This is a genomic window from Clostridiales bacterium (genome assembly GCA_017569285.1).
In the GTDB taxonomy this organism is placed as follows: Bacteria; Bacillota; Clostridia; order Christensenellales; family Aristaeellaceae; genus Aristaeella.
Map to the genome: position 1 here is coordinate 1836436 of CP069419.1, position 21849 is coordinate 1858284.

Annotated in this window: 17 protein-coding genes; 10 read left to right on the top strand and 7 right to left on the bottom strand. The window is 61.6% G+C overall.

The window, feature by feature from the left end; genetic code table 11:
- Positions 1-25: 25 nt before the first annotated feature.
- The 6 genes from JNO48_07805 to JNO48_07830 all read left to right on the top strand — a co-directional run bounded on the left by JNO48_07805 (position 26) and on the right by JNO48_07830 (position 7604).
- Positions 26-1516 (top strand): HAMP domain-containing histidine kinase, encoded by a 1491-nt coding sequence (locus tag JNO48_07805; GenBank protein QTE67123.1) that lies wholly within the window; start codon positions 26-28, stop codon positions 1514-1516.
- A 36-nt stretch (positions 1517-1552) separates the two neighbouring features.
- A complete protein-coding gene (locus JNO48_07810; protein ID QTE67124.1) occupies positions 1553-2062 on the top strand; it encodes a shikimate kinase in 510 nt (169 codons plus the stop codon).
- A 188-nt stretch (positions 2063-2250) separates the two neighbouring features.
- A complete protein-coding gene (locus JNO48_07815; GenBank protein ID QTE67125.1) occupies positions 2251-3078 on the top strand; it encodes a uridylate kinase in 828 nt (275 codons plus the stop codon).
- On the top strand, positions 3075-4259 hold the full coding sequence (locus JNO48_07820) for a beta-lactamase family protein (protein QTE67126.1): 1185 nt from the start codon (positions 3075-3077) through the stop codon (positions 4257-4259). The genes JNO48_07815 and JNO48_07820 overlap by 4 nt, the downstream gene beginning before the upstream one ends.
- Positions 4260-4343: 84 nt before the next feature.
- Positions 4344-4814: a CtsR family transcriptional regulator gene (locus tag JNO48_07825; GenBank protein QTE67127.1), complete on the top strand. Its 471-nt coding sequence runs from the start codon at positions 4344-4346 to the stop codon at positions 4812-4814.
- Between the two features lie 222 nt (positions 4815-5036).
- Positions 5037-7604 carry an ATP-dependent Clp protease ATP-binding subunit gene (locus JNO48_07830; GenBank protein ID QTE69714.1) on the top strand — a complete coding sequence of 856 codons (2568 nt, stop codon included), beginning with the start codon at positions 5037-5039 and terminating at the stop codon, positions 7602-7604.
- A gap of 53 nt (positions 7605-7657) precedes the next feature.
- Here JNO48_07830 and JNO48_07835 read toward each other — a convergent pair whose 3' ends face one another.
- The 6 genes from JNO48_07835 to JNO48_07860 all read right to left on the bottom strand — a co-directional run bounded on the left by JNO48_07835 (position 7658) and on the right by JNO48_07860 (position 16023).
- Positions 7658-8512: a family 43 glycosylhydrolase gene (locus JNO48_07835; GenBank protein QTE67128.1), complete on the bottom strand. Its 855-nt coding sequence runs from the start codon at positions 8510-8512 to the stop codon at positions 7658-7660.
- Entirely contained in the window at positions 8499-10733 is a 2235-nt protein-coding gene (locus JNO48_07840) for a helix-turn-helix transcriptional regulator (protein ID QTE67129.1), read from the bottom strand. The genes JNO48_07835 and JNO48_07840 overlap by 14 nt, the downstream gene beginning before the upstream one ends.
- A gap of 21 nt (positions 10734-10754) precedes the next feature.
- The gene (locus JNO48_07845) at positions 10755-12302 is read right to left on the bottom strand and encodes an extracellular solute-binding protein (GenBank protein QTE67130.1); all 1548 of its coding nucleotides are present in this window, start codon (positions 12300-12302) and stop codon (positions 10755-10757) included.
- 137 nt (positions 12303-12439) lie between these two features.
- Positions 12440-13948, bottom strand: a complete 1509-nt coding sequence (locus JNO48_07850; protein QTE67131.1) for an extracellular solute-binding protein — start codon at positions 13946-13948, stop codon at positions 12440-12442.
- A 164-nt stretch (positions 13949-14112) separates the two neighbouring features.
- Positions 14113-15045 (bottom strand): carbohydrate ABC transporter permease, encoded by a 933-nt coding sequence (locus tag JNO48_07855; protein QTE67132.1) that lies wholly within the window; start codon positions 15043-15045, stop codon positions 14113-14115.
- 27 nt (positions 15046-15072) lie between these two features.
- Positions 15073-16023, bottom strand: a complete 951-nt coding sequence (locus JNO48_07860) for a sugar ABC transporter permease (protein QTE67133.1) — start codon at positions 16021-16023, stop codon at positions 15073-15075.
- 247 nt (positions 16024-16270) lie between these two features.
- On the opposite strand from JNO48_07860, the gene JNO48_07865 reads away from it, so the two are divergent.
- The 4 genes from JNO48_07865 to JNO48_07880 all read left to right on the top strand — a co-directional run bounded on the left by JNO48_07865 (position 16271) and on the right by JNO48_07880 (position 20521).
- Positions 16271-17764, top strand: coding sequence for a hypothetical protein (locus JNO48_07865; GenBank protein ID QTE67134.1), 1494 nt, complete (start codon positions 16271-16273; stop codon positions 17762-17764).
- Positions 17733-19124, top strand: a complete 1392-nt coding sequence (locus JNO48_07870; GenBank protein QTE67135.1) for a hypothetical protein — start codon at positions 17733-17735, stop codon at positions 19122-19124. Before JNO48_07865 ends, JNO48_07870 begins: the two co-directional genes overlap by 32 nt.
- Before the next feature lie 75 nt (positions 19125-19199).
- Positions 19200-19904 (top strand): L-ribulose-5-phosphate 4-epimerase, encoded by a 705-nt coding sequence (locus tag JNO48_07875; GenBank protein QTE69715.1) that lies wholly within the window; start codon positions 19200-19202, stop codon positions 19902-19904.
- Positions 19905-20242: 338 nt separating this feature from the next.
- On the top strand, positions 20243-20521 hold the full coding sequence (locus JNO48_07880) for a zinc-ribbon domain containing protein (GenBank protein QTE67136.1): 279 nt from the start codon (positions 20243-20245) through the stop codon (positions 20519-20521).
- Between the two features lie 184 nt (positions 20522-20705).
- Here the strand turns inward: JNO48_07880 and JNO48_07885 are convergent, their stop codons facing one another.
- A complete protein-coding gene (locus JNO48_07885; GenBank protein QTE69716.1) occupies positions 20706-21848 on the bottom strand; it encodes a DEAD/DEAH box helicase in 1143 nt (380 codons plus the stop codon).
- Position 21849: the final 1 nt, after the last annotated feature.

The window sequence follows — 21849 nt, forward strand, 5'->3', positions numbered from 1 at the left end:
AAATGAAGGAAGGGGGCGGAACGCTGTGTTCGCGCGGATTATGGCGGTGGTGCTGGCAGCCATCCTGCTGACCACCATCGGGCTGTCGGCGGTGTGGTATATCACGCTGCGCAACCAGCAGATTGACGCCCGGCTGGACTACCTGATCTCTGAGGCGCAGGACATCGCGTACCTCGCCTCCAATTACAGCGACTCCAGCGATATCTGGAATTACTTTTCGGTGTACGGCAGTACCACCGGCAACGACATGGTGCGCGTCATCATGGACCGGAAGGCGGACAAGATCAACCGGGAGTTCGGCGCGTACATCGCCGTGGTAGACCGCAGCAGCAATGTGATGGATAACCTGCCGGCCGCCTACCGGGAGGATCCGGAATTCGTGGCCTCCCTGAACAGCGAGGAGATCAACAGCGCACTGAACAAGATTATCGGCGGGGAAACGATCCGCCTGCGTTCGAATACCGGGCCGGACCCGACCTTTACCGTGGGTGTTCCGTTCACCCGGCGGGGATTTATCTACGGCGCGGTATTTATCCAGACCAAGGCCCAGCGGATTGAGAGCGGGCTGAACGAGATCCTCCTGAAGGCCGGCCTGCTGGCGGCGGGCGTGATGATCCTGTCCGGCGTGGCGGTGTTCCTGTTTGTCCGCGGCGCGATGAAGCCGGTGCGGAGCCTGTCGGCGGCGGCAGGCGCCATTGCCGGGGGGGATTTCACTCCCCGCCTGGCGGAGGACAAGGGCGGCCGCGAGATGCGTGAGGTCAGCCGCACCTTCAACCATATGACGAAAACACTGGCGGACGTGGAGGAAGGCCGGCGGGAGTTTGTGGCCAACGTGAGCCACGAGCTGCGCAGCCCGATCACCAGCATCCGCGGCTTTGCCGAGGGCATGGCCGACGGCGTGATTCCGCCGGAGGAGCAGCCGAAATACCTGCGCCTGGTGGCGGACGAGAGCAAGCGCCTTTCAAACCTGGTGAATGACCTGCTGGCCTTGTCCCGCCTGGAACGCGAGGACGCGAAGCCGGACTGGTCGGTTTTCGATATCAATGAGATGCTGCGCCGGGCGATCATCCGCCGGATGGATGACCTGGACAAAAAGCGGATCGAGGCCGAGTGCGACCCGGCGGTGGATCCCTGCCCGGTGCGCGCGGACAGCGACCGGATTGAGCAGGTGATCATCAACCTGCTGGACAATGCCCTCAAGTTTACCGGGGAGGACGGGAAGATCCGCCTCAGTTCCGCCGTGAACGGGAATACCGTGGAGGTCACCGTGTGGGATAACGGCCCCGGCGTACCGCCGGAGGACCGGGACCGGATTTTCGACCGGTTCTTCACCGGCGACCGGGCGCACACCTCCGGCAAGGGAACCGGCCTGGGCCTGAGCATCTGCCAGCGCATCATGGAAATGCACGGGCAGACGATCCGCCTGCTGGATACGGCGGAGGGCGCCGCGTTCCGCTTTACGCTGGAGTACGCGCCGGACGGGAAGAACTTGACGGAAACGGAAAAAAATGCATAATTGCTGAGGAACAAAAATACGGAAGGAGGGGACGCCATGCCGGACCGGCACATATTCCTGATCGGAATGCAGGGCTGCGGCAAGAGCAGCCTGGGCAAGCGCGTCGCCCGGGAAACCGGACTCTCCTTTATGGATACGGACGCCATGGTGGCGGCCAGCGCCGGATGCACGGTGAACGAATTCTTCGAGAAATACGGGGAGGAAACGTTCCGCCGGGCGGAAACCGGCGCGCTGTCCCTCCTGACCCGGGAGCGCCCGATGATTATCTCAACCGGCGGCGGCACCATCATGAACCCGGTGAACCGGCATATCATGCGCGCCTGGGGCGCCATCGTGCTGATCGACCGGCCGCTGGAGGAAATCCTGTCCGATATCAAGCTGGACCGGCGGCCCACGCTGCGGGACGGCGGCCTCGCCGAGGTGGAACGGGTTTACAACGAGCGCATCGGCATCTACCGGGACCTGGCGGACATCACCGTGCGCAACGACCAGGGATACCACATGGCGGTGTATACATTAACCAGGCTTATACGAGAGAGATTCTGAGCACTTGTCCAAATCTCTGATTTGGGTAACAAGTATCCGCAATCTCAATGGTCGCAACTGTCCACAGGACAGCTTGCTCCCTTTCGATTGATCTCAGCACCAATGAATATTCCGCCACTGGCGGTCATTGGTGCTTCGTCCATGCTACAGCCGTCGGGGCAATAATCATCCGCTGGAGGAATGGGGATATGGAATACGAATTTGATCTGGTGGGCAAGATCGGCTCCATGGCGCTGATCCGGAAAGAGGACCAGGACATCGATTACAATATTTTTTCCCGCCTCGGCGCGGAGCTCCGGCCTGGCATGATCTGGGTTACCAGCGGCGCGACGGAGATCGGCCGCCTGGATTACCTCAAGCGCACCGGCTGCGAGCTGTGCGGCGATCCGGAGCAGGACAAGGCGGACTACTCTTCCCAGGGCCAGGCCATCCTGATGCAGAACTACCGCCAGTTCATTCCCCAGGAATACGGTATCCGCCAGATCCTGGTGGAGCATACCCATTTCAATGATCCGGAAAAGTGCGAGCATATCCGCCAGCTGCTGATCCGCTCCGCACGCCAGAAGACGATTCCGATCGTGAACTACAACGACCCGGTGTCCGACGAGGAAAACCGGAAGATGGAGCTGGCAGCCCGCCGCGAAAAGGGCGGCGAGGTCCATGAGTGCGTGGATAACGACGAGACCGCGGCGGTGATTGCCGGGCTTGTGAAGGCGAAGACGCTGGTGCTGATGACCTCCACCGAGGGCATCTACCGCGAGAGCGGAAATCCGGACACCCTCGTGCGCGAGGTGACCGGAAAGACCTATGAGGAAGTGGAGCGCCAGGTGCGCGAGCTGCAGAAGGGCTGCCACGGCACCAGCCGGGCCGGCTCCAACGGCGCGGCCGCGAAGCTGGAATACGCGCTGGGCTGCGTGCGCGGCGGCACGACCGTGATCATCGGCCATGCGCGGCACCACCTGTCGGACCTCACGGAAGGCCGGGTACCGTGTACCCGCATCGGAGTGGAAAAATGAGCACGGCACTGACACAGGGCATCCGGTTTTTCACCCGGGAGACAGGCATCCTGTCCGCCCTGGCCGCGGCATGCGGCACGGAAAGCCGGACGGAAACAGCGATGGATGGTGACTGCACATCCACGTCCGTGTTCGACCTGGCCAGCGTGACGAAGCTGTTCACGGGCCTGTGCCTGATGAAACTGAAGGAAGACAGCCTGCTGGATTTCAGCAGGCCTGTTTCTTTTTACGATCCGCGCTTTGAAAACCTGAAGGACACCCCGGTGGACGCGCTGGCGAAGTTTGCCTTCACGCTCAAAACCCCTTGCCGGCTGGATGCCTGCGGCAGCCGGGAGGAAGCGCTGGCGGCGCTGTTTGCCGCCTTCCCGGCGGAAAAGCCGGACCGGCGCATCTATTCGGATATTCCCGCGATGGTGCTCAAGTATGTGATCGAGGCGGCGGCCGGTATGCCGTTCATGGACTGCGTGCGCAAAACCGTGCTGGAGCCCGCGGGCATGCGGGAAACCTGGGCGAAGGTGCCGGAAGGCCGGATCGCGGACTGCCAGGTGTACAGCCCGGAATACCGGATTGAAAACGGAAAGCGGATCGTGCGGGCGGGTCTCCGGCCGGGTGTTCCGCATGACCCGAAGGCCGCCGTGCTGCAGGGGGATACGGGCGACCTGTGCGGCCATGCCGGGCTCTTTTCCACCGCGGCGGACATGGAACGCTTCTGCCGGGCGGTGCTCGCGCGGAAGATCGTGGGGGAGGAATCCCTGCGGGAAACCGCGGTCAACCGCACGGGACGGCTGCTGGAGGACGGGACTTATACCCAGTACCTCGGCATCCAGTGCTATGTGCGCCATCCGGTGCAGTACTGGTCGGAAATCCCGGCGTACATGGGCAGCCGGGCGTTCGGCATCGGCGGATTTACGGGCAACCATGTGTCTATGGACCCGAAACGGAATATTTTTACAATTTTCCTCGGCAATCGGGTGCGGGACCGGCTCACGGTGCTGGTGCCGGAGGCGGGGAAAACGCTCACGGATTACGGCCTGAACGCGGACGGAAGCGGAACCTTCCCCTGGGAGGAAGGGCTGGTTCTCCCGTCCTCCGTGAAGTATGTGCACCAGAAGGACGCGCACCTGCACAGCGCGGTGATGGAAACGCTGAATCTCCCGGCGGTACCGTTCGGGGAAGAATAACTTGCATTCAATGAAAAACTGTGATACACTTTAATGGTCAAAGAAAGTCGAAGTATTCTTTGGCCTGAAAAGAGGGGGATCCGTATGCGACTGAGCGATTCGATTGAGAGCTTTATCAAAGAAATGCTGGACGACGGCTCCGCCGAAGTGGAGCTGAAGAGGAACGAGCTGGCGGAGTATTTCCGCTGCGCGCCGAGCCAGATCAACTACGTCCTGGCCACGCGTTTCAGCCCGGACCACGGGTACCTGACGGAGAGCCGCCGCGGCGGCGGCGGGTACATCCGGATCGTCCGGGTGGTGCAGAGCGGCAGCCAGCGGCTGATGTACCTGGTGAACGAGCGCATCGGCGATTCGCTGACCGGGGAGGAGTGCATCCGCCTGATCAGCCAGCTGAAGGAAGCGGAAGTTGTCACCGCGGACGAGGCGTCGCTGATGGCCGCGGCGGTCAGCGCCCGCGCGCTGAGCGTCCCGCTGACCGATGAGCTGAAAAACGCCATGCGCGCCCGGATTATGAAGAGTATGCTGATGACCATTGCGGCCCGGAACAAGGGCTGACCCGGAACGGAGGAGTGCCGGATGCTGTGTGAGGAATGCCACGTCAACGAAGCGAGCTTTACCGTTTCGGTCGTGACGGGCGAAGAGACGACGGTCCGCCATCTCTGCGCGGACTGCATGAGCCGGATGAACGCGGACCTGATGAAGGGCAACGTGCGCAGCCTGCTGAATACGGTGCTGAGCGCCATCCAGGCCTCAGCCGAGGAGAGAAAGGAATTTTCCATGCCGATTTTCGGAAGATTTACCCAGCGGGCGCAGCAGACCCTGCTGCTGGCCCAGCGGATTGCGGCGGAGCTGCAGCAGAGCTACGTGGGAACCGAGCACCTGCTGCTGGCCCTGCTCAAGAGCAACGCGAACGTGCCCGAGGCGGTTTCCGCCCGCATGAGCTATGAGTCCGTGCTGGACGAGCTCAAGCGGGAGATTGCCGCCCTGAACGATCCCGAGGCGGGCAAGGGTACCGGCCGGATCGAGCTGAGCCCCCGGGCAAAGAAGACGCTGGAAAACAGTGTGCTGGAAAGCCATAAGCTGGGGCAGAACTATGTGACCGTGGAACACTTCTGGCTGGCGCTGCTGGGCAATGACGACGGTGTGGCCGGCGGCCTGCTGCGGCGCGCCGGGGTGGACCTGTCCGCCGCGCGGGAGGAAATCCTGCGCCAGATGCGGGAGAATGCCGATGCCGGCGAACCGGCCCGGCCGAATGTATGGCCGCCCTTCGCGGCGGTGCGCAACCGCGGCGGGAACAGTGCAGCACCGGAGAAGACGCTGCTGGACAAGTACAGCCGCGACCTGACGGCTGCCGCCGAGAAGAATGAGCTGGATCCGGTCATCGGCCGGGAAAAGGAAATCCAGCGGATTATCCAGATCCTGATCCGGCGGACGAAGAACAACCCCGTGCTGATCGGCGAGCCCGGCGTGGGCAAGAGCGCCGTGGCGGAAGGCCTGGCGCAGCGCATCGTGCAGGGCAACGTGCCGGAAATGCTGCTGGGCAAGCGCGTGCTGAGCCTGGATATGGGCAGCATGGTGGCAGGCACCAAGTACCGGGGCGAGTTTGAGGAGCGCATGAAGAACGTCATGGACGAGCTCCACAAGGCCGGGAATGTGCTGCTGTTTATCGATGAGATCCACACGATTATCGGCGCGGGCAGCTCCGAGGGCAGCCTGGACGCCGCCAATATCCTTAAGCCGGCGCTGAGCCGCGGGGAGATCCAGTGCATCGGCGCAACCACGCTGGATGAATACCGCAAGCATATCGAGAAGGACGCCGCCCTGGAGCGGCGGTTCCAGCCCGTGATGGTCGGCGAGCCGACGGCGGACGAGACGCTGAGCATCCTGTTCGGCCTGCGCGACCGGTATGAGGCGCACCACAAGGTCCGCATCACGGACGAGGCGCTGAATGCTGCCGTGCGCCTGTCCGACCGGTACATCACCGACCGGTTCCTGCCGGACAAGGCGATTGACCTGATGGACGAAGCGGCCAGCCGCGTCCGCATCCAGGCCTGCACTGCACCGCCGGACGTGCGCGAGCAGGAGAAGCGCCTGGAAGCCGTGGTCATTGAAAAGAAGGAAGCCATCTCCCACCAGGATTTCGAAAAGGCCGCCGCGCTGCGGGACCAGGAACGGAACCTGAACCGTGAGATTGAGGAGAAGCGTGCGGAGTGGAGCCGTTCCCAGACGAACGCCCGCGACGTGGTGACCGAGGACGATATCGCCCAGGTCATCTCCCAGTGGACGGGCATTCCCGTCAGCAAGATGACGGAGCAGGAAAGCCAGCGGCTGCTGCACCTGGAGGAATCGCTGCATAAGCGCCTGATCGGCCAGGAGGAAGCGGTGAGCGCGGTGGCGCGGGCCATTCGCCGGGCCCGGGCCGGGCTGAAGGATCCGCGGCGCCCCATCGGCAGCTTCATCTTCCTGGGACCGACCGGCGTCGGCAAAACCGAGCTGTGCCGCGCCCTGGGCGAGGCGATGTTCGGGGACGAGGACGCTGTGATCCGCCTGGACATGAGCGAATATATGGAAAAGCACACCGTATCCCGGCTGGTGGGTTCGCCGCCCGGCTATGTGGGATATGAGGAAGGCGGCCAGCTGACAGAAGCCGTCCGCCGCAAGCCCTACAGCGTCGTCCTGCTGGACGAGGTGGAAAAGGCGCACCCGGATGTGTTCAACATGCTGCTGCAGATCCTGGAGGACGGGCGGCTGACGGACAACACCGGCCGTACGGTCAGCTTCAAGAACACGATCCTGGTCATGACCTCCAACGCCGGCGCACATACGATCAGCACCCACCGGGCCATGGGGTTCGGTGCGGCGCAGAAGGATGAGGCCCGCGACTACGAGGCGATGAAGGAATCCGTGATGAAGGAGGTCAAGGACCTGTTCCGGCCGGAATTCATCAACCGGGTGGATGAGATGATCGTCTTCCATGCCCTGACCGAGGAAGAAATCCGGAAGATCACGGAGATGATGCTGAAGCAGGTGGCGAAGCGCCTGGAGGAACAGGAAATCCGCCTGACTTGGGACGACGCTGTGGTCGAGAAACTGGCCGCGGACGGATACGATCCGAAGTTCGGCGCCCGGCCGCTGCGCCGGCTGATCCAGCGCACCGTCGAGGATACGCTGAGCGAGGAACTCCTGCAGGGCCATATCCGGCTCGGCCGCGGGGTGGCGCTGACCGTGAAGGACGGCGCGGTTGCCCTGGAGGAAGTGGCGGAAACGGAACCCGCGGAGGAGAAACTGGCGGAAAAGGTATCCGCGGAAACAGAACCTGCCGCCGCCGCTCCGGAAGAAGAATAACCCCCAAAAGAAAACAATGCCGGCTCAGGATGAGCCGGCATTTTCATGTGGATTTACAGCTTTTCCTTGTGCCCGTTTACGGTGAGGAAAACCGGGCGCTCCAGCAGGTGCTCGTTCGGGCGGTGCAGGGCGAGGCGCACCTCGCCGTCCTTGTCGCGGAAGAGCATGCCGTGGCCGCCGTCCCGGGAGAACAGAGGCGCCAGCTGGCGGAAGGGACCGGTGATCTCGCCGCTTTCGGAGAGGGCGAGGCCCTGGGTATAGCCCGTTTTCGAGAACGAGGACCAGAGGCAGAGCAGGCCGCCCTCCTGGTCCCGCCACAGGAAGGGACCGTCGGTCACATAGCCGCTGATCCCGCTGGAATGCTGGACCGGGGTGGCCCATTTCGCTTCCGAGGCGCGGAAGAGCAGGCGGGGTTCTCCCGCGGGGGCACGCAGGTCATCGGTGAGCGGCATGGCCTGGATCTCCCCGTCGCCGACCTGGACCCATTCATGGCAGAACACGATCCAGGGGCGGCCTTCATGGTCGGCGTAGAAGGTGCCGTCCAGGCATTCCCAGTCCGCCGGGGTGACCGGTCCGTCCGACCAGGGGACGAAGGGACCTTCGGGCTTGTCTGCCCGCAGGATGGCGGTGCCGCGGCGGCGCTTGTCGCTCTTGAAGCTCGCAAACATGTAAAACGCACCCTGCCAGGGATGCACTTCCGGCGCCCAGTAGTTGCGGTCTGCCCAGAAGGTGCCGTCGTTTTCAAAGCAGGGGATGGGATCCGACCAGTTCTCCAGGTCGGTGCCGGTATAGACGTCAAAGCCCGTGGCTGGTCCCCAGCAGGTGGGGCCGCGGGTCCCGTAAAGATAGTAGACCCCGTCATGCAGGAGGACGAAGGGGTCTCGGATGTTGATTTCATTCCTCTTCATTGGTCGATTCCTTTCCCGGGCGCCGTGTGCGCCGGTACTGCAGCGGAGTCTCCCCGGTGACCTGCTTGAAGCGGCGGATGAAGCTGCCCGCGTCGTAGTAGCCGACGAGGGTGCTGATTTCGCGGATGGTCTGGTCGGTGTTTTCGAGCAGGTCCCGCGCGCGCTCGCAGCGCAGCAGCGTCAGGTAATCCGAAGGCGTCATCCCCATCCGCTCCTTGAAGGAAAGGCTCAGGCGGGTGGTGGACAGGTCAATGGATTCGGCGATCGCCGTCATGGAGATTTCCGGATCAGTAAAGTGTGTGTCGATATAGCGGATGGCCTGGTCGATTTCGTCGCCGGCCGGTTCGGCAGCCGGATCCTCCGCAGGCGTTTCGCCGGACAGCAGGTGGTCGCACAGGCGGCGCAGCAGCTCATCCAGGTCGTCGATGGACTGGCAGGAGGTCAGGCTGAAAATGTCGTAGAAATCCCGGGCGTCATGGCCGGCCAGCTTGGCGGCCTGGTCCCGCGTCAGGGTATCGATGACGTTGTTGTAGATCATCCGGAAGGCGAAGGGCGACATGTTCGTGTTCTTCAGGAAATGCAGCAGCTCCGAGATCCGGCTGTCCAGCAGCTCGCGGTTGTTCAGCGCGAGCGCCTGGCTGATGGAGTTGGTAATCTTCTGGGCCCGGGGCAGGGTGCCCTCCAGGCTGGAGGAAATATCGGTATAGGCAAGCACCTGGGAATGTCCCATCACGAAACGGTTGTCATAGGCGGCAGCGGCCTCCAGGTAAGCCGCCGGGGCTTCCTCCGGCTGGGAATGCACTGCGGAAATCGCGGTGACACAGGCGGTTTCGTCATTGCCGGACTCCCGGCGGATCATTTCCGCAAGTGCGCTCAGCATATCCGGATCATTGGCAAAGGCCAGGTACAGGATGGCCTTCATGGCGACCAGCTCCACGCCCGCGGCGGTCACATCCGCCAGGGAGGAGAACGGCTCCCGGCTCATCTCAAAAGGCCGGTCCTGGTCGGCGGAGGGGGAGCAGAGGATCGCGGCGTAATACTGCTTCCGGATATCCAGGCCGATGCGTTCCGCCGCGGCAGCCGTATCGGCCGGGGAGGCAAAGCGCCCCTTGAAGAAGCGGAGCACGAAATCGTGCCGCTGCATCGGAAGGGATTCATCCAGCCGGCTGCTCAGCTCGCTGTTGGCGCGGGTCAGGTGGCGGATTCCGGTGGAAATGCGCGTCAGTTCATCCTTGCGCGCGTCGTCCCCCGGGGCTAGCAGGCCGGAAATCGCTTCAATGGGCTTGGCATGATGGCGGGCGACCCAGAGGATCAGCAGCACGGAGACCAGCAGCAGGGACATCAGGAACAGGAGCAGCTGGCCGAGGCTGGACCGGATGGCCGCCCGGACGTCCGCCATCCGCAGGACCGTGTCATAGCGCATGCCCCAGCTCCGTCCCGGCAGGGAAACGGAAAGCCAGCTGTCGTTGTTCCGGCTGAAGACGCGGCTGTATTCCCCGTCCGGCGCGGTTTCCATGTCTGCCGGGGAAAGGGGAAGGTCTTCCGCGGAGGCAATCACCTGGTCCCCCATGCGGATATACGTGTTCAGGTCGGTGTCGATGGCGTCGGCAAACAGATCCCGGTATACGGATTCCTTGATCAGAAAGAACACGGAGCCCTTGCTCCTGGCCGGGCTGGCGCCCAGGGGCAGGATAAAGCCGACCATGCGGGAGTCCGTTCCGTCGATCAGGTTGGAGATGACCCGCTGCGCGGGCAGCACGGTCAGCCGGTCCGCGGTGCGGAGCAGGCCGGCCAGGTCTTCCGCGGGAGTCTGTTCAAACTGCGTCATGCGGGAAAACCGCTCCAGCGTCATGGATGCCGAAGAGGAATAAAGCCGGTCATCCTCCGGGAAGTACAGGTACAGTTGGTCGCAGAAGGAGTTGGTGGCCGTGTAGGGAATCAGCTGGAGCTGCAGGTCATAGGCCTTCCACGGCTCCTCGTCAAACCGGAACGGCTCGATATGCGGCGACAGGCCGATTTCCTCGGCAGTGCTGAGCATGGTGGAAATATAATCCTCATGCCGGATGGCGATCCGGGTCAGGCGGTTGACCTGGCCGGTGACGATATCCTCCTGCACCTGCCGCTGCGAGGTGTGGATCATGTAGAAGGTGACGCCCGCGAACAGCAGCAGCAGTACGAGCGTGTAGGACAGGGCATATTTGATAAAGACCGACCTGCGCATCGGGGCGCCTCCTTTCTTTGCTTATCGTTCGCTGATCCAGCGGTCATAGATTCCCTGGTAAGTGCTGCGGTATTCCTCCCATCCGGCGTCGCGGATCTTCGCGGCGTATTCAGCGGTGGATTCCTCGGTGACGCCTTTGGTGATCATCTCCACGATGGTGGCATCGACGATGCTCTTGAGCCGGTTGCGGAGAAGGTTGATGCGGGCGTCCTCTTCCGGAGCCCTGGACGCTACGGTGGTGAGGAGCTTGCTGCTGGTGGATTCCAGCACACCGGCTTCCTCATACAGGCGGCAGTAGCCGGCCTTTTCCTGCCGGTGGGCGGCAGGCACATACACGGAAGCATAGTATTCAGCGGGGGCGAAGAACTGGCCGCAGATGACGGGCACCGTACGGTACAGCTCGTTGTCCGGCGGCACGTAGGAAACGGCGTAGCGGCCGTCCTCCTGGCGGATCAGCGTATCGCCCACGGCGCCGTTCTGGGAAACCAGCATGGTTTCGGTTTCAAACTGGGCATCCAGCCAGCGGAGGCTGGCCTCCACGTCCCGGTTGTCCACGGTGAGGGCGGCGCCGAAATCGATCAGGTCGATCAGGCGGGGCAGGCAGGCCCTGCAACCTTCGGCATGCACCGGCTTCATCACCCGGTACATGGAGACCACGGAGGGGGACAGGGCGGTGTTCTGCAGCCGCCAGTAGCTGAACATGCCGACATTCCCCTGGTTCACCTTGTCCGCCCAGATATTGCTGCCCTGGCTGATAAAGCCGATGTCCAGCAGGTCTTCGGCATACAGGCTGTGCAGCCATTTCAGCGTTTCGAGGAACGCGGGATCCGCCGGGGTAAAGACCACCTTTCCGCTGTCATCCAGGGAGATGAAGTCCTCATTCAGCGGCAGGCCGTAGAAGGAGAACAGGTTGTAGATCCCGGTGTTGTTGTCATCGAAGGTGAATTCCATGGGAACTTCATCCTTCTGCCCGTTCCGGTTCGGGTCATCATTGCGGAAACGGCGGAGCACCTCCGTCAGCTCATCCACCGTGGAAGGCACCGGCAGGGACAGCGTGTCCAGCCAGTCCTGGTTGATGAAAAAGTGGCCGTCCGTATTGACGCCCTGGGAAATCAGGAAGCCAAGCTCATAGATATGCCCGTCCGAGGCGGTCAGCTGGTTCTTCAGGCCGCTTTCCTCCAGCCGCTGGGTGTAGTTGGGGAGGAGACCGCGGGCCATATAGTCATCCAGCGGAAGCAGCTGGTGGCGGGAAACGCCGTACTCCTCCACGTCGAGCTTCCCACGGATGATCAGGTCCGGCAGGGTGCCCTTGGCGAAGGTCAGCGAAACAGCGCTGCTCCATTCAGCCTCCTTGACGTCGCTGAAGGTCACATGGACGCCCGTCTGCTCCTCAATCTGCTTGTAGAACCAGAGATTGTTGAAGTCGACGGCCATATTTTCAATTTCATACTGAAGGGCGGTCAGGGAGACGGGCTTTGTGGCGGAAGGCGGTTCCGGCGCAGGACCGGAACAGCTGCCCAGCAACAGCGTGGCAGCCAGCAGGATCAGGAAGAGCGCTCTCCGTTTCATACAAATCCTCCGACGGAATAAACGGCAAAGCCGGAGGATCGGTCTGACGGATCCTCCGGGGTTTGGGAAAATCTCCCGGCAAGGCGATTATAGCACCTTGCCGGGAGCGCTTTCAAGGAAACAAAATGGTTAACAAATTACTTGGCAAGGAACGCGTCATACGCATTCTGGTACAGCTCGATGTAGCGGTCGACGCCGATGCTCTTGGTCTGGGCCTGGAAGGCATCCCAGGATTCATCGGTCACGCCTTCACGGACGAACTTCGCGAACGCTTCATCCACGGCCTTTTCCAGCTCGGTATAGATGTCGGAAGCTTCGATGGAGTCATCGTTGTTCATCTTGCACAGGTCACGCAGGTACTGGTAGCTCTTGTATTCGAGCACGCCGGCTTCCGCATAGGTCTTGCTGTCTTCATAGCGTTCCACGCGGTGGGGCGCCATCTGGTAGATCTCGGTGTAGTAGTCGCCGGGGGCGAAGAACTGACCCATGATCACCGGAACGAAATCGTACAGGCCGTTGTTCTCGGGCACATTGATGACTTCGTACTTGCCGGCGTCATTCTTGATGATCTGCTCGCCGACCTTGCCGTTACCGGCCACCATCATCATTTCGGTTTCCAGCTGGGCATCGATCCACTTCAAGGCCGCGACGGGGTCCTTGCAGTTCTTGGTCAGGTAAGCGCCGACTTCCGGAACCTCCAGGATGGAGGAAACAGAAACCTTGTAGCCGTCCGCAACGGGGGGCAGGATGGACTTGAAGTTGCCGATGTTGTCCGCGGTGATGGCGGTGTTGATCAGGCGCAGGTAGGTGAAGTAGCCGACCTTGCCCTCATTGACCTTGCTGGCCCACAGGTTGGAGTCCTGGGTCAGGGATTCGGGATCCAGCAGGCCTTCTTCGTACAGCTGGTGGAGCCATTCCACGCAGGCACGCCAGCCGGGCTGGGCGCCGGTGAACTGCACCTTGTCGTTTTCATCGATGAAGTAGTACTTCTGGTTTTCCGGAACACCGAAGGAAGCGAAGAAGTTCAGAATGCCTTCGGGACCGGTCTTGCTGGAGGAAGCGGACATCGGGAACTCAAAGCCGTCCGCCTTCATCTTGCGCAGCATTTCGGTCACTTCGTCAATGGTCTTGGGGGCTTCGAGGCCCAGCTTGTCCAGTTCGGTCTGGTTCACGTACCAGGTGCCGTTGTGGTTGACGTTCTGCGCCATCAGGTAGCCGATGTAGTAGGTCTTGCCGTCGGAGGCGGGGATGGAGTCGCTGGCGTGGTTCAGGTTCATGCGGGAAACATAGTTGGGCATGATTTCTTCCGTCAGGTACTCATCCAGGGGCAGCAGCAGGCCCTGGGATACGCCGTACTCTTCCACGTCCACCGCATGGCGGAGGATCATGTCGGGCATCTGGTCCGGGATGGAGAACATCAGGTTGGCTTTGGTTGCCCAGTCGGAATCCTTGACCATGTCAAAGGTGACGTGGGTGTTGGTCTTCTCTTCGATCTGCTGGAAGTACCAGAAGTCGTTGTTGAAGTCGCAGTTCTGGTTTTCCAGCGCATACTGGAAGGCGGTCAGCTCGACCTTGTCGTCGGCCAGAGCGGCGCCGATGCCCATTACGAGGCACAGCGCGAGAAGCAGGGAAACGATTTTCTTCATGGGGTATTCCTCCTTTTTATTTTAAGGGACTCTGCCCTTAATTACACGACAGTTGACACAGTTTGTCCGCAGCCTCAATCGGTGCGACTGTCCACCGGACAGATCGCTTGTTTCGGCTGAATTCACATCCGTCGAGATTCCTGCCACAGGCAGTCGATGGATGTTCATCCTTTTAAGCTGCCAATCATAACGCCCTTGACAAAGTACTTCTGCATGAAGACGTAGAGCAGGATAGCGGGAACCGTGGCTACCACGATGCAGCAGTACTTGGCGACTTCGGCCTTCCGGAGGGCTTCCTGCAGGCCGCCCAGGTTGTCGGCGTAGGAAGCGAAGAAGGTGTCGGAATTGCCGGTGGTCAGGGAAGCCAGGATTTCCTTCAGGATCAGCTGCAGGGGGAACAGGTTCCGGGACCGCAGCATTACCAGGCCGGTGAAGTAGTCATTCCAGCGGGCAACGCCGTAATATACGGACAGCACCGCGACGATGGTTCCGGAAAGCGGCAGCACGCACTTGAAGAAGTAGGTGAAGTGACCGGCCCCGTCCATGACGGCGGCTTCGTACAGCTCTTCGGGAATCGTGGTCTGGATATAGGTGCGGGCGACCATCAGGTTCCACACGGACACCAGGTTCATCAGGATCATGACCGCGCGGGTGTCGTACAGTCCCAGGTCCTTGATGTTGATGAAAATCGGGATCAGGCCGCCGCTGAAGAACATCGTGAAGGTGATGACCAGGCTGACCACCTTCCGCCCGGCGAACTTCCGGGACAGGGTGTAGGCCGCGGCCAGCGTGATGATGACGCTCATTGCGGAACCGACCAGGGTGTAGAAAATGGAGTTCAGGTAGCTGTTCCACAGCTCGCTGTGCTGGAAAACCGCCTCATAGCCCATCAGGGAGAAGTCCACCGGCCAGATCAGCACTTCAGCCCGGCGCACCGCGTCCGGATCGGAAACGGAGGAGATGATGATCAGCCACAGGGGGTACAGCACGATAAACAGCACAATGATCCAGAAGATCAGGTTGATGGCATTGAATACCCGGTCTTTCCCGGTTTCCCTGATGCGCGTTTTCCGGCGCGGGAGTACGATATCTGACATGTTTCTTTTCCTCTCTTTCGCTCCGGATCAGAACAGGCTGATCTTGCCGACCTTGCGGGAAATGTAGTTCACCGACATGACGATCACGAAGTTCATCACATTCAGGCACAGGCCGATCGCGGCGGCATAGGACGGCTGGGCTTTGGCGCCCGCGATACCGACGGTGTACTGGTAAACGCCCAGGATGTCCGAGGTGGCCAGGTTGCCGGAGGTCTGCAGGAGCAGCACCTTGTCCGTGTTGGATGCGAGCAGCGAACCGCAGTTCAGGATCAGCATCATGACCGTGATCGGGATCAGGTGCGGGATATCGATGTGCTTGATCTTGTCCCAGCGGGTGGCGCCGTCGATGGTGGCGGCTTCATACAGCTGGGGATCGATACCGGTCAGGGTGGCGATGTAGAGGATCGTATTCCAGCCGGCGTTCTGCCAGATGTCCGATCCGATATACAGCGGACGGAACCAGGCGGGCTCCATGATGAAGTAGATGGGCTTTCCGCCGGCTGCGGTGATGATGTGGTTGATGATGCCGTTGGTCGGGGAGAAGAACAGGTAGATCATACCGGCCAGGACCACGGTGGAGATGAAGTGCGGCACATAGATGGCGGTCTGGGTGAAGCCCTTGAAGCGTTTGTGGTTCAGCTGGTTCAGCATGATAGCCAGGATCACCGGGATCGGGAAGCCGAACAGCAGGCCCAGGAAGTTGAGCAGGAAGGTGTTCGTGAACATCCGCCCGCAGTAATACAGCTTGAAGAACTTTTCAAAGTTGGCCCAGCCGACCCAGGGGCTGCCGGTGACGCCGAAAGCGGCTTTATAGTTCCGGAAAGCGATCTGCGCGCCATACATCGGGAAATAGCAGAACACAATGAAGAATGCCAGCGCGGGGATCAGGAGCACCCACAGCTGCCAGTCCCGCTTCATGGTGAGGGAGAAGCGGTAGCCCAGGCTTTTGCGGGGTCGGACAGAAGGGATGGTTGTCATAAAATGCCTCCGGAATCAGGATAAATTCGGTTGTTTGGTCACGTCTCGTTCACACCCTGAATTCTACCGGACGCATCCGGAAGGGGGAAGAAGCGAAAATTTCGTGAATCGGGGTCCGTAAAGCGAAAAGACACCGCGTTTCGTGAAAACCAAAATATGCCGAATTTTTGCGAATGGGTTTTCAGGGGCCAAAATGGTATGATAAACTCATTCAAAAGGTTGAATATGAAGAGGGAAGGGAATACGAATGAACCCGGAAACCATGGTTTCATTCCGGTGCGATGATCCGGCGCTGATGAAACTGTATAATGAAGCGGAATCCCGCTGCCGGCGGAACCTGAAGGATTTCGGCGGGGACACCGTGCTGGTGGAGGGCGGCGGCTACCGCAAGATCTGGCTGGAAACCCAGCCCATGGGCGGGGAAATGTACGCCCTGCGGAATCTGCAGGTCGGCCTCAACAACTCGCTGATGTTCATGCGCCACCAGCGGGAGGATGGGCGCCTGCCGGGCTCCGTCCGCGCGGACGGGAACAAGGTAATTCCGGAATACAACAAGGTGCAGGGTTTCTGCTTTCCATGGCACGCGCTGAACCTGTATTACCTGGCGGGGGAGGACAAGGCCTTCCTGGAGGAGCTGCGGGATACGCTGGTCCGCTTTGAGGGATGGCTCCGCCGCACCCGGGCGCTGGAGGACGACGGGCTGCTGCGCTCCTTCTGCGTTTACGACACCGGTGAGGACCGGGCGGTCCGCTACGGGGATGCCCCGTGCTGGTGGACGGAGGATACTGCGCCGGAAGGATATGGGGTTGTGCCGATGGCCAGCATGGACGTGACCAGCTGGAGCTATGCCTGCCGGGATACGCTGCGGCGGATTGCCCGGATCACGGGCGATACGGCCGGAGAAGAAAAATGGTGGAAGCAGACGGAGGAAACCGCCCGCGCCATCCGGAAGGGCCTGTGGAATGAGGCGCGCGGCGCGCTGTTTGACCGGGACAGGGCCGGAAAGCCGGTGGACGTCCTGTGCCATAACACCCTGCGCTGCATGTACTGGGGCTCCGTGTCCCCGGCGATGGCGGACCGGTTTGTGCGGGAGCACCTGATGAACCCGGATGAATTCATGACGCCGTTTCCGCTGCCGAGCGTGGCGGCGAACGATCCGGCCTTCCGGAATGCGCCGGAGAACAACTGGAGCGGGCAGCCGGAGGGACTGACCTACCAGCGGGCAATCCGCGCGCTGGAGAATTACGGATATGAACCGCTGGTGACCCGGCTGGGCGACGCGCTGATGCGCGCGGTGATCGCGGGCGGGTACCGGTTTACCCAGCAGTTTGACCCCTTCACCGGGAAGCCGTCCCTGGTGCACGCGGATACCGGCGCGGTGCTTGCGCCGGACGATACCGCTTCTCCTGTGCAGGACAGCTACGGGCCCACCATGCTGGCGGTGCTGGAGTACATCGCGCACCGGTGGGGAATCCATCCGCACCTGGATGCGGTGTGGTTCTCGCTGGGCAGCGGGCCGGCAGTTGAATACCGGGCGGCGTTCCGGAACCATGACTGCCGGATTGAGAGCGACGGCCGGAAGGCCCGGGCGGAGATGGACGGGAAGACCGTCTGGGAGGGCGCCTGCGGCGTCCGGATCATCACCGGGGACGACGGAGCGGTCCGCGGGATTTTGCCCATTGAAACAGGACGGGAAGGATGGACGGGATATGGTGAACCGGCAGACGCCGCAATGGTGTGAGGAAATGAAAAAAAGCCTGCTGGCGATGGCCGGCGGGCTGGAAAAACGGGAATGCCGGTGGACGGGCGCGGAAACGCGCTTCCGGCCGGAGGATTACGGATATGAACCGGGTACTGTCGGCACCCGGGCGATCCAGCAGGCTATTGATGCCGCCGCGGAAAACGGCGGCATCGCCTGCCTGGAGAACGGGGAATACTTATCCGGTACGCTGGTGCTGCGGTCCGGCATCTGCCTGTACATTGGCCCGGGAGCATGCCTGAAGGCGTCCACGGACCTGCGGGATTTCCCGGAGATGCATGCGAAGCGGCTGACCGTGCAGGATACCAGCATGGGCATGCACCAGTCCCTGATCTTCGCGGAGGACTGTGAGCACATTGCGCTGTGCGGCGAGGGCGTGCTGGACGGACAGGGTTTCCCGGATAACTTCCCCGGGGAGGAAACGGCCCAGGGAACGCCCGGCCGGCCGTTCCTGATCCGGATGATCGACTGCCGGGATGTGCTGGTGAACGGGCTGACAATGAAGAACTCTCCCTGCTGGATGCAGAATTACCTCAACTGCGACCGGCTGACGATTTCCGGGATCACGGTGCGCAACCACGCGAACTACAACAACGACGGCATGGATATCGACGGATGCCGGGACGTGCTGATCCGCCGCTGCCGGGTGACCAGCGGGGATGACGCGCTGTGCTTCAAGGGCGCGTCCATGCGGCCGCTGGAGCGGGTGCTGGTGGAGGACTGCGATTTCTATTCCGCATGCAATGCCGTCAAGGTCGGCACGGATACCCAGGGCGACTTCCGGGATGTGCTGATCCGGCGGTGCCGCATCGGCGGGCTGGCGGAGGACCCCTCCGGGCTCAAGCATGCCTGCGCGGACAGCGGGGTTTCCCTCGAGAGCGAGGACGGCGGTACGGTGGAGCGCTTCTGGCTGGAGGACATCGAGATGACCCGGGTGTGGAGCCCCTACTTCCTGCGGCTGGAAAACCGCGGGCGGGTACGCCCCGGGGATCCCGCCCCGGGCCCGGGCGCCATCCGGCAGGTGCTTTTTGAGCATATCCGCGGAACCGGCAACGGGCCGCGGGGATCCTACATCCTCGGTATTCCGGAAGCGCGGATCCGGGATATCCTCTTCCGGGATATTGAGCTGCGCCAGAAGCCGTATACCGGCGAAGTCCGCCCGGCGGCGGAATACCCGGAGTTTACCGGCCTGTATCCGGACGCGCATATGATCGACAGTTTCGGCCCCGCGCCGGCGTACGGCCTGTGGGTCCGGCACGCGGACGGGATCGTCCTGGACCGGTACCGGATCATTCCGGAGGGGGAGGATACCCGGCCGGGCATCGTGATGGAAGCGGAATAAGCCCTGTGTGCCTTGAAGTTCTGCCGGAATTCAGTTACAATGATCGGAGAAAACCGACAGGAGATGAATTTCATGCTGGAAGAACTGAAACAGAAGGTATACGAGGCGAATATGCTGCTGCCGGCATACCACCTGGTCACATTCACCTGGGGCAACGTATCCGGGATTGACCGGGAGCGCGGCCTGTTTGTGATCAAGCCCAGCGGTATCCCGTATGAAAAGCTGAAGCCGGAGGATATGGTCGTGATCGACCTGGCGGGCAACCGCGTGGAAGGCACCCTGAATCCCTCCTCCGATACTCCGACGCACGCGGAGCTGTACCGCCGTTTCCCGGAAATCGGCGGCGTGGTGCATACCCATTCCCGGTGGGCAACCATCTGGGCCCAGAGCGGGCGGGATATTCCGGCATACGGAACCACCCACGCGGACTATATCTACGGCAACGTTCCCTGCTGCCGGGACCTGACGGCGGCGGAAGTGGAGGAAGCCTATGAGCTGAACACCGGCAAGGTGATTGCTTCCCACTTTGAGCAGGCGGGACTGAATCCGAAGCATGTACCCTGCGTGCTGGCGCGCCACCACGGGCCCTTCGCCTGGGGCAAGGACGCGATGGAAGCGGTGCACAACGCCGTGGTGCTGGAAGAGGTCGCCATGATGGCATGGCATACCGAAGCGCTGCCGCAGGCCCAGACCCGGGAGAACCTTCCCGAGTATGTGAAAGAGAAACATTTCATGCGCAAACACGGCCCGAATGCGTATTATGGCCAAAAAAATACCTGAAATTCCTTAAAAAATACTGTATTTTTCCTGCATTTCATCTTGAATCAAATATTTGTTCTTGTCATTTCAATCATATTTGGTTTATAATGCGTGCGGTTGAGTCCTTCGGGTCTGTGGTTGAAAGCCGATGCCAGTCGCAGGCAAAACGGTCCACGTAATCCGCTCAAAGCGGCGGGGAGCATGGTGCGGTCTAGATGTAAGTCCGTCCGGGGCATGACCCCGAGAGGCGGGAGTGAGGGCGCGGACAGCGCAGAGCAAACGTCCGGACGGCGAGTGTGGGGTCAAAAACCAGGTCAGCCGGGGGAATCGCCTATCAACATTTTGGGGGTTGCCTGATCATGTACGAAGACAAAACGCTGGTATGCAAGGACTGTGGTGCTGAGTTCGTTTTCACCGCCGGTGAACAGGAATTCTACGCCGAAAAGGGATTCCAGAACGAGCCCACCCGCTGCAAGGCCTGCCGTCAGGCCCGGAAAGCCAGCCGCGCTGCCGGCGGTCCGCGTCAGATGTTTGATGCAGTCTGCGCCGAATGCGGGAAGCCCACCCAGGTTCCCTTCGAGCCGCGGGAAGACCGCCCCGTTTACTGCAGCGAGTGCTACGCCGCCCGCCGCGGATAATCGGACGCCGCAAACAGAAAGCCCGGAAGAGCATTGCTCCTCCGGGTTTTCTGTATTTTGGGTTTTCCGGTGGACCGGCCAAAGGGCTTTCCGTAAGGAATCGCACGCGCACCGCGGACGGAATTCCCGTCCCGCGCACCGCGCGCGACAGCGCCCAACCTTCGGTCCGGATCTTTCTGCAGCGTCAGATGTTCTCAAAGAACGGGGTGCCGTCCTCGTGGCAGAGCACGTCATCCACAAACTTCAGGGGCGTCGGGACCGTCAGCATGTACTTCAGGATTTCATCCATCCGCACGCTCTCCCGGAAGGTGACCAGGGAGAAGCTGACGCCGTGCTTGTGCGCCCGGCCGGTGCGGCCGATGCGGTGCAGGTAGTACTCGTTCTCGTTGGGCAGGTCGTAGTTGATGACCGCCTCGACGTCGTCCACGTCGATCCCGCGGGCGGCCACATCCGTGGAAACGAGGATCGGGAACTTGCCGCGCTTGAAGTCGCTCATCACCACGTTGCGCTTCGCCTGGGGGATATCCCCGTGGAGGCACTGGGCGTCATAGCCGTCGCGGACCAGCTGGCGCGTGAGCTTGTCGGTCATGAACTTCGTGTTGCAGAAGATCATCACGCGCTGGTACACGTTCGCGTCCAGCAGGTACATCAGGTGGTCCGTCTTCTTTTCCTGTTCGACAGCGATGACGTACTGGGTAATCTGGGGCCGGTCTTCCTTCGTGGCTTCCACGGTGATCTCCACCGGCTCATGCTGGTATTTCCAGGCGATGGTCAGCACGTCCTGGTTCGTCGTGGCGGAGAAGAGCACGAGCTGCCGTTCCGGCGGCGTGGCCTCGATGATCTTCGTCACATCCTTGACGAAGCCCATGTTCAGCATCTCGTCCGCTTCGTCGAGCACCATGGTGTGAACCGCGTCCAGGCGGATGTTGCCGCGCTGCATATGGTCCAGCATGCGCCCGGGCGTGGCGATCACGATCTGGGGCTTGCGCTTCAGGGCGTTGATCTGCTTGGAGATGGACTGGCCGCCGTAGATCACGGCGATCCGGACGCCGGGAATGAACTTCGCCAGGCGGGTCAGCTCTTCGCCGATCTGCACAGCCAGCTCCCGGGTCGGGGCCAGCACAACCTCCTGGATCCGGCTGTCCTTCAGCTGGACGTACTCCAGCATCGGGATGCCGAAGGCGCAGGTTTTGCCGGTGCCCGTGGGGGCGATGGCGTTGATATCGGCGCCGGACATCATCAGCGGAATCGTCCGGGCCTGCACGGTGGAGGGCTCCTGAAAGCCCATCTCCTGTACCGCCCGGAGGATTTCCGAGGAAAGGTCCATG

Excerpts from the sequence above, each read along its gene's own strand:
- JNO48_07865 (QTE67134.1), top strand. The coding sequence starts at position 16,271 with ATGAACCCGGAAACCATGGTTTCATTCCGGTGCGATGATCCGGCGCTG.
- JNO48_07855 (QTE67132.1), bottom strand. The coding sequence starts at position 15,045 with ATGTCAGATATCGTACTCCCGCGCCGGAAAACGCGCATCAGGGAAACC.
- JNO48_07825 (QTE67127.1), top strand. The coding sequence starts at position 4,344 with ATGCGACTGAGCGATTCGATTGAGAGCTTTATCAAAGAAATGCTGGAC.
- JNO48_07830 (QTE69714.1), top strand. The coding sequence starts at position 5,037 with ATGCCGATTTTCGGAAGATTTACCCAGCGGGCGCAGCAGACCCTGCTG.
- JNO48_07870 (QTE67135.1), top strand. The coding sequence starts at position 17,733 with ATGGTGAACCGGCAGACGCCGCAATGGTGTGAGGAAATGAAAAAAAGC.
- JNO48_07885 (QTE69716.1), bottom strand. The coding sequence starts at position 21,848 with ATGGACCTTTCCTCGGAAATCCTCCGGGCGGTACAGGAGATGGGCTTT.
- JNO48_07840 (QTE67129.1), bottom strand. The coding sequence starts at position 10,733 with ATGCGCAGGTCGGTCTTTATCAAATATGCCCTGTCCTACACGCTCGTA.
- JNO48_07820 (QTE67126.1), top strand. The coding sequence starts at position 3,075 with ATGAGCACGGCACTGACACAGGGCATCCGGTTTTTCACCCGGGAGACA.
- JNO48_07810 (QTE67124.1), top strand. The coding sequence starts at position 1,553 with ATGCCGGACCGGCACATATTCCTGATCGGAATGCAGGGCTGCGGCAAG.
- JNO48_07880 (QTE67136.1), top strand. The coding sequence starts at position 20,243 with ATGTACGAAGACAAAACGCTGGTATGCAAGGACTGTGGTGCTGAGTTC.
- JNO48_07860 (QTE67133.1), bottom strand. The coding sequence starts at position 16,023 with ATGACAACCATCCCTTCTGTCCGACCCCGCAAAAGCCTGGGCTACCGC.
- JNO48_07850 (QTE67131.1), bottom strand. The coding sequence starts at position 13,948 with ATGAAGAAAATCGTTTCCCTGCTTCTCGCGCTGTGCCTCGTAATGGGC.
- JNO48_07845 (QTE67130.1), bottom strand. The coding sequence starts at position 12,302 with ATGAAACGGAGAGCGCTCTTCCTGATCCTGCTGGCTGCCACGCTGTTG.
- JNO48_07835 (QTE67128.1), bottom strand. The coding sequence starts at position 8,512 with ATGAAGAGGAATGAAATCAACATCCGAGACCCCTTCGTCCTCCTGCAT.
- JNO48_07815 (QTE67125.1), top strand. The coding sequence starts at position 2,251 with ATGGAATACGAATTTGATCTGGTGGGCAAGATCGGCTCCATGGCGCTG.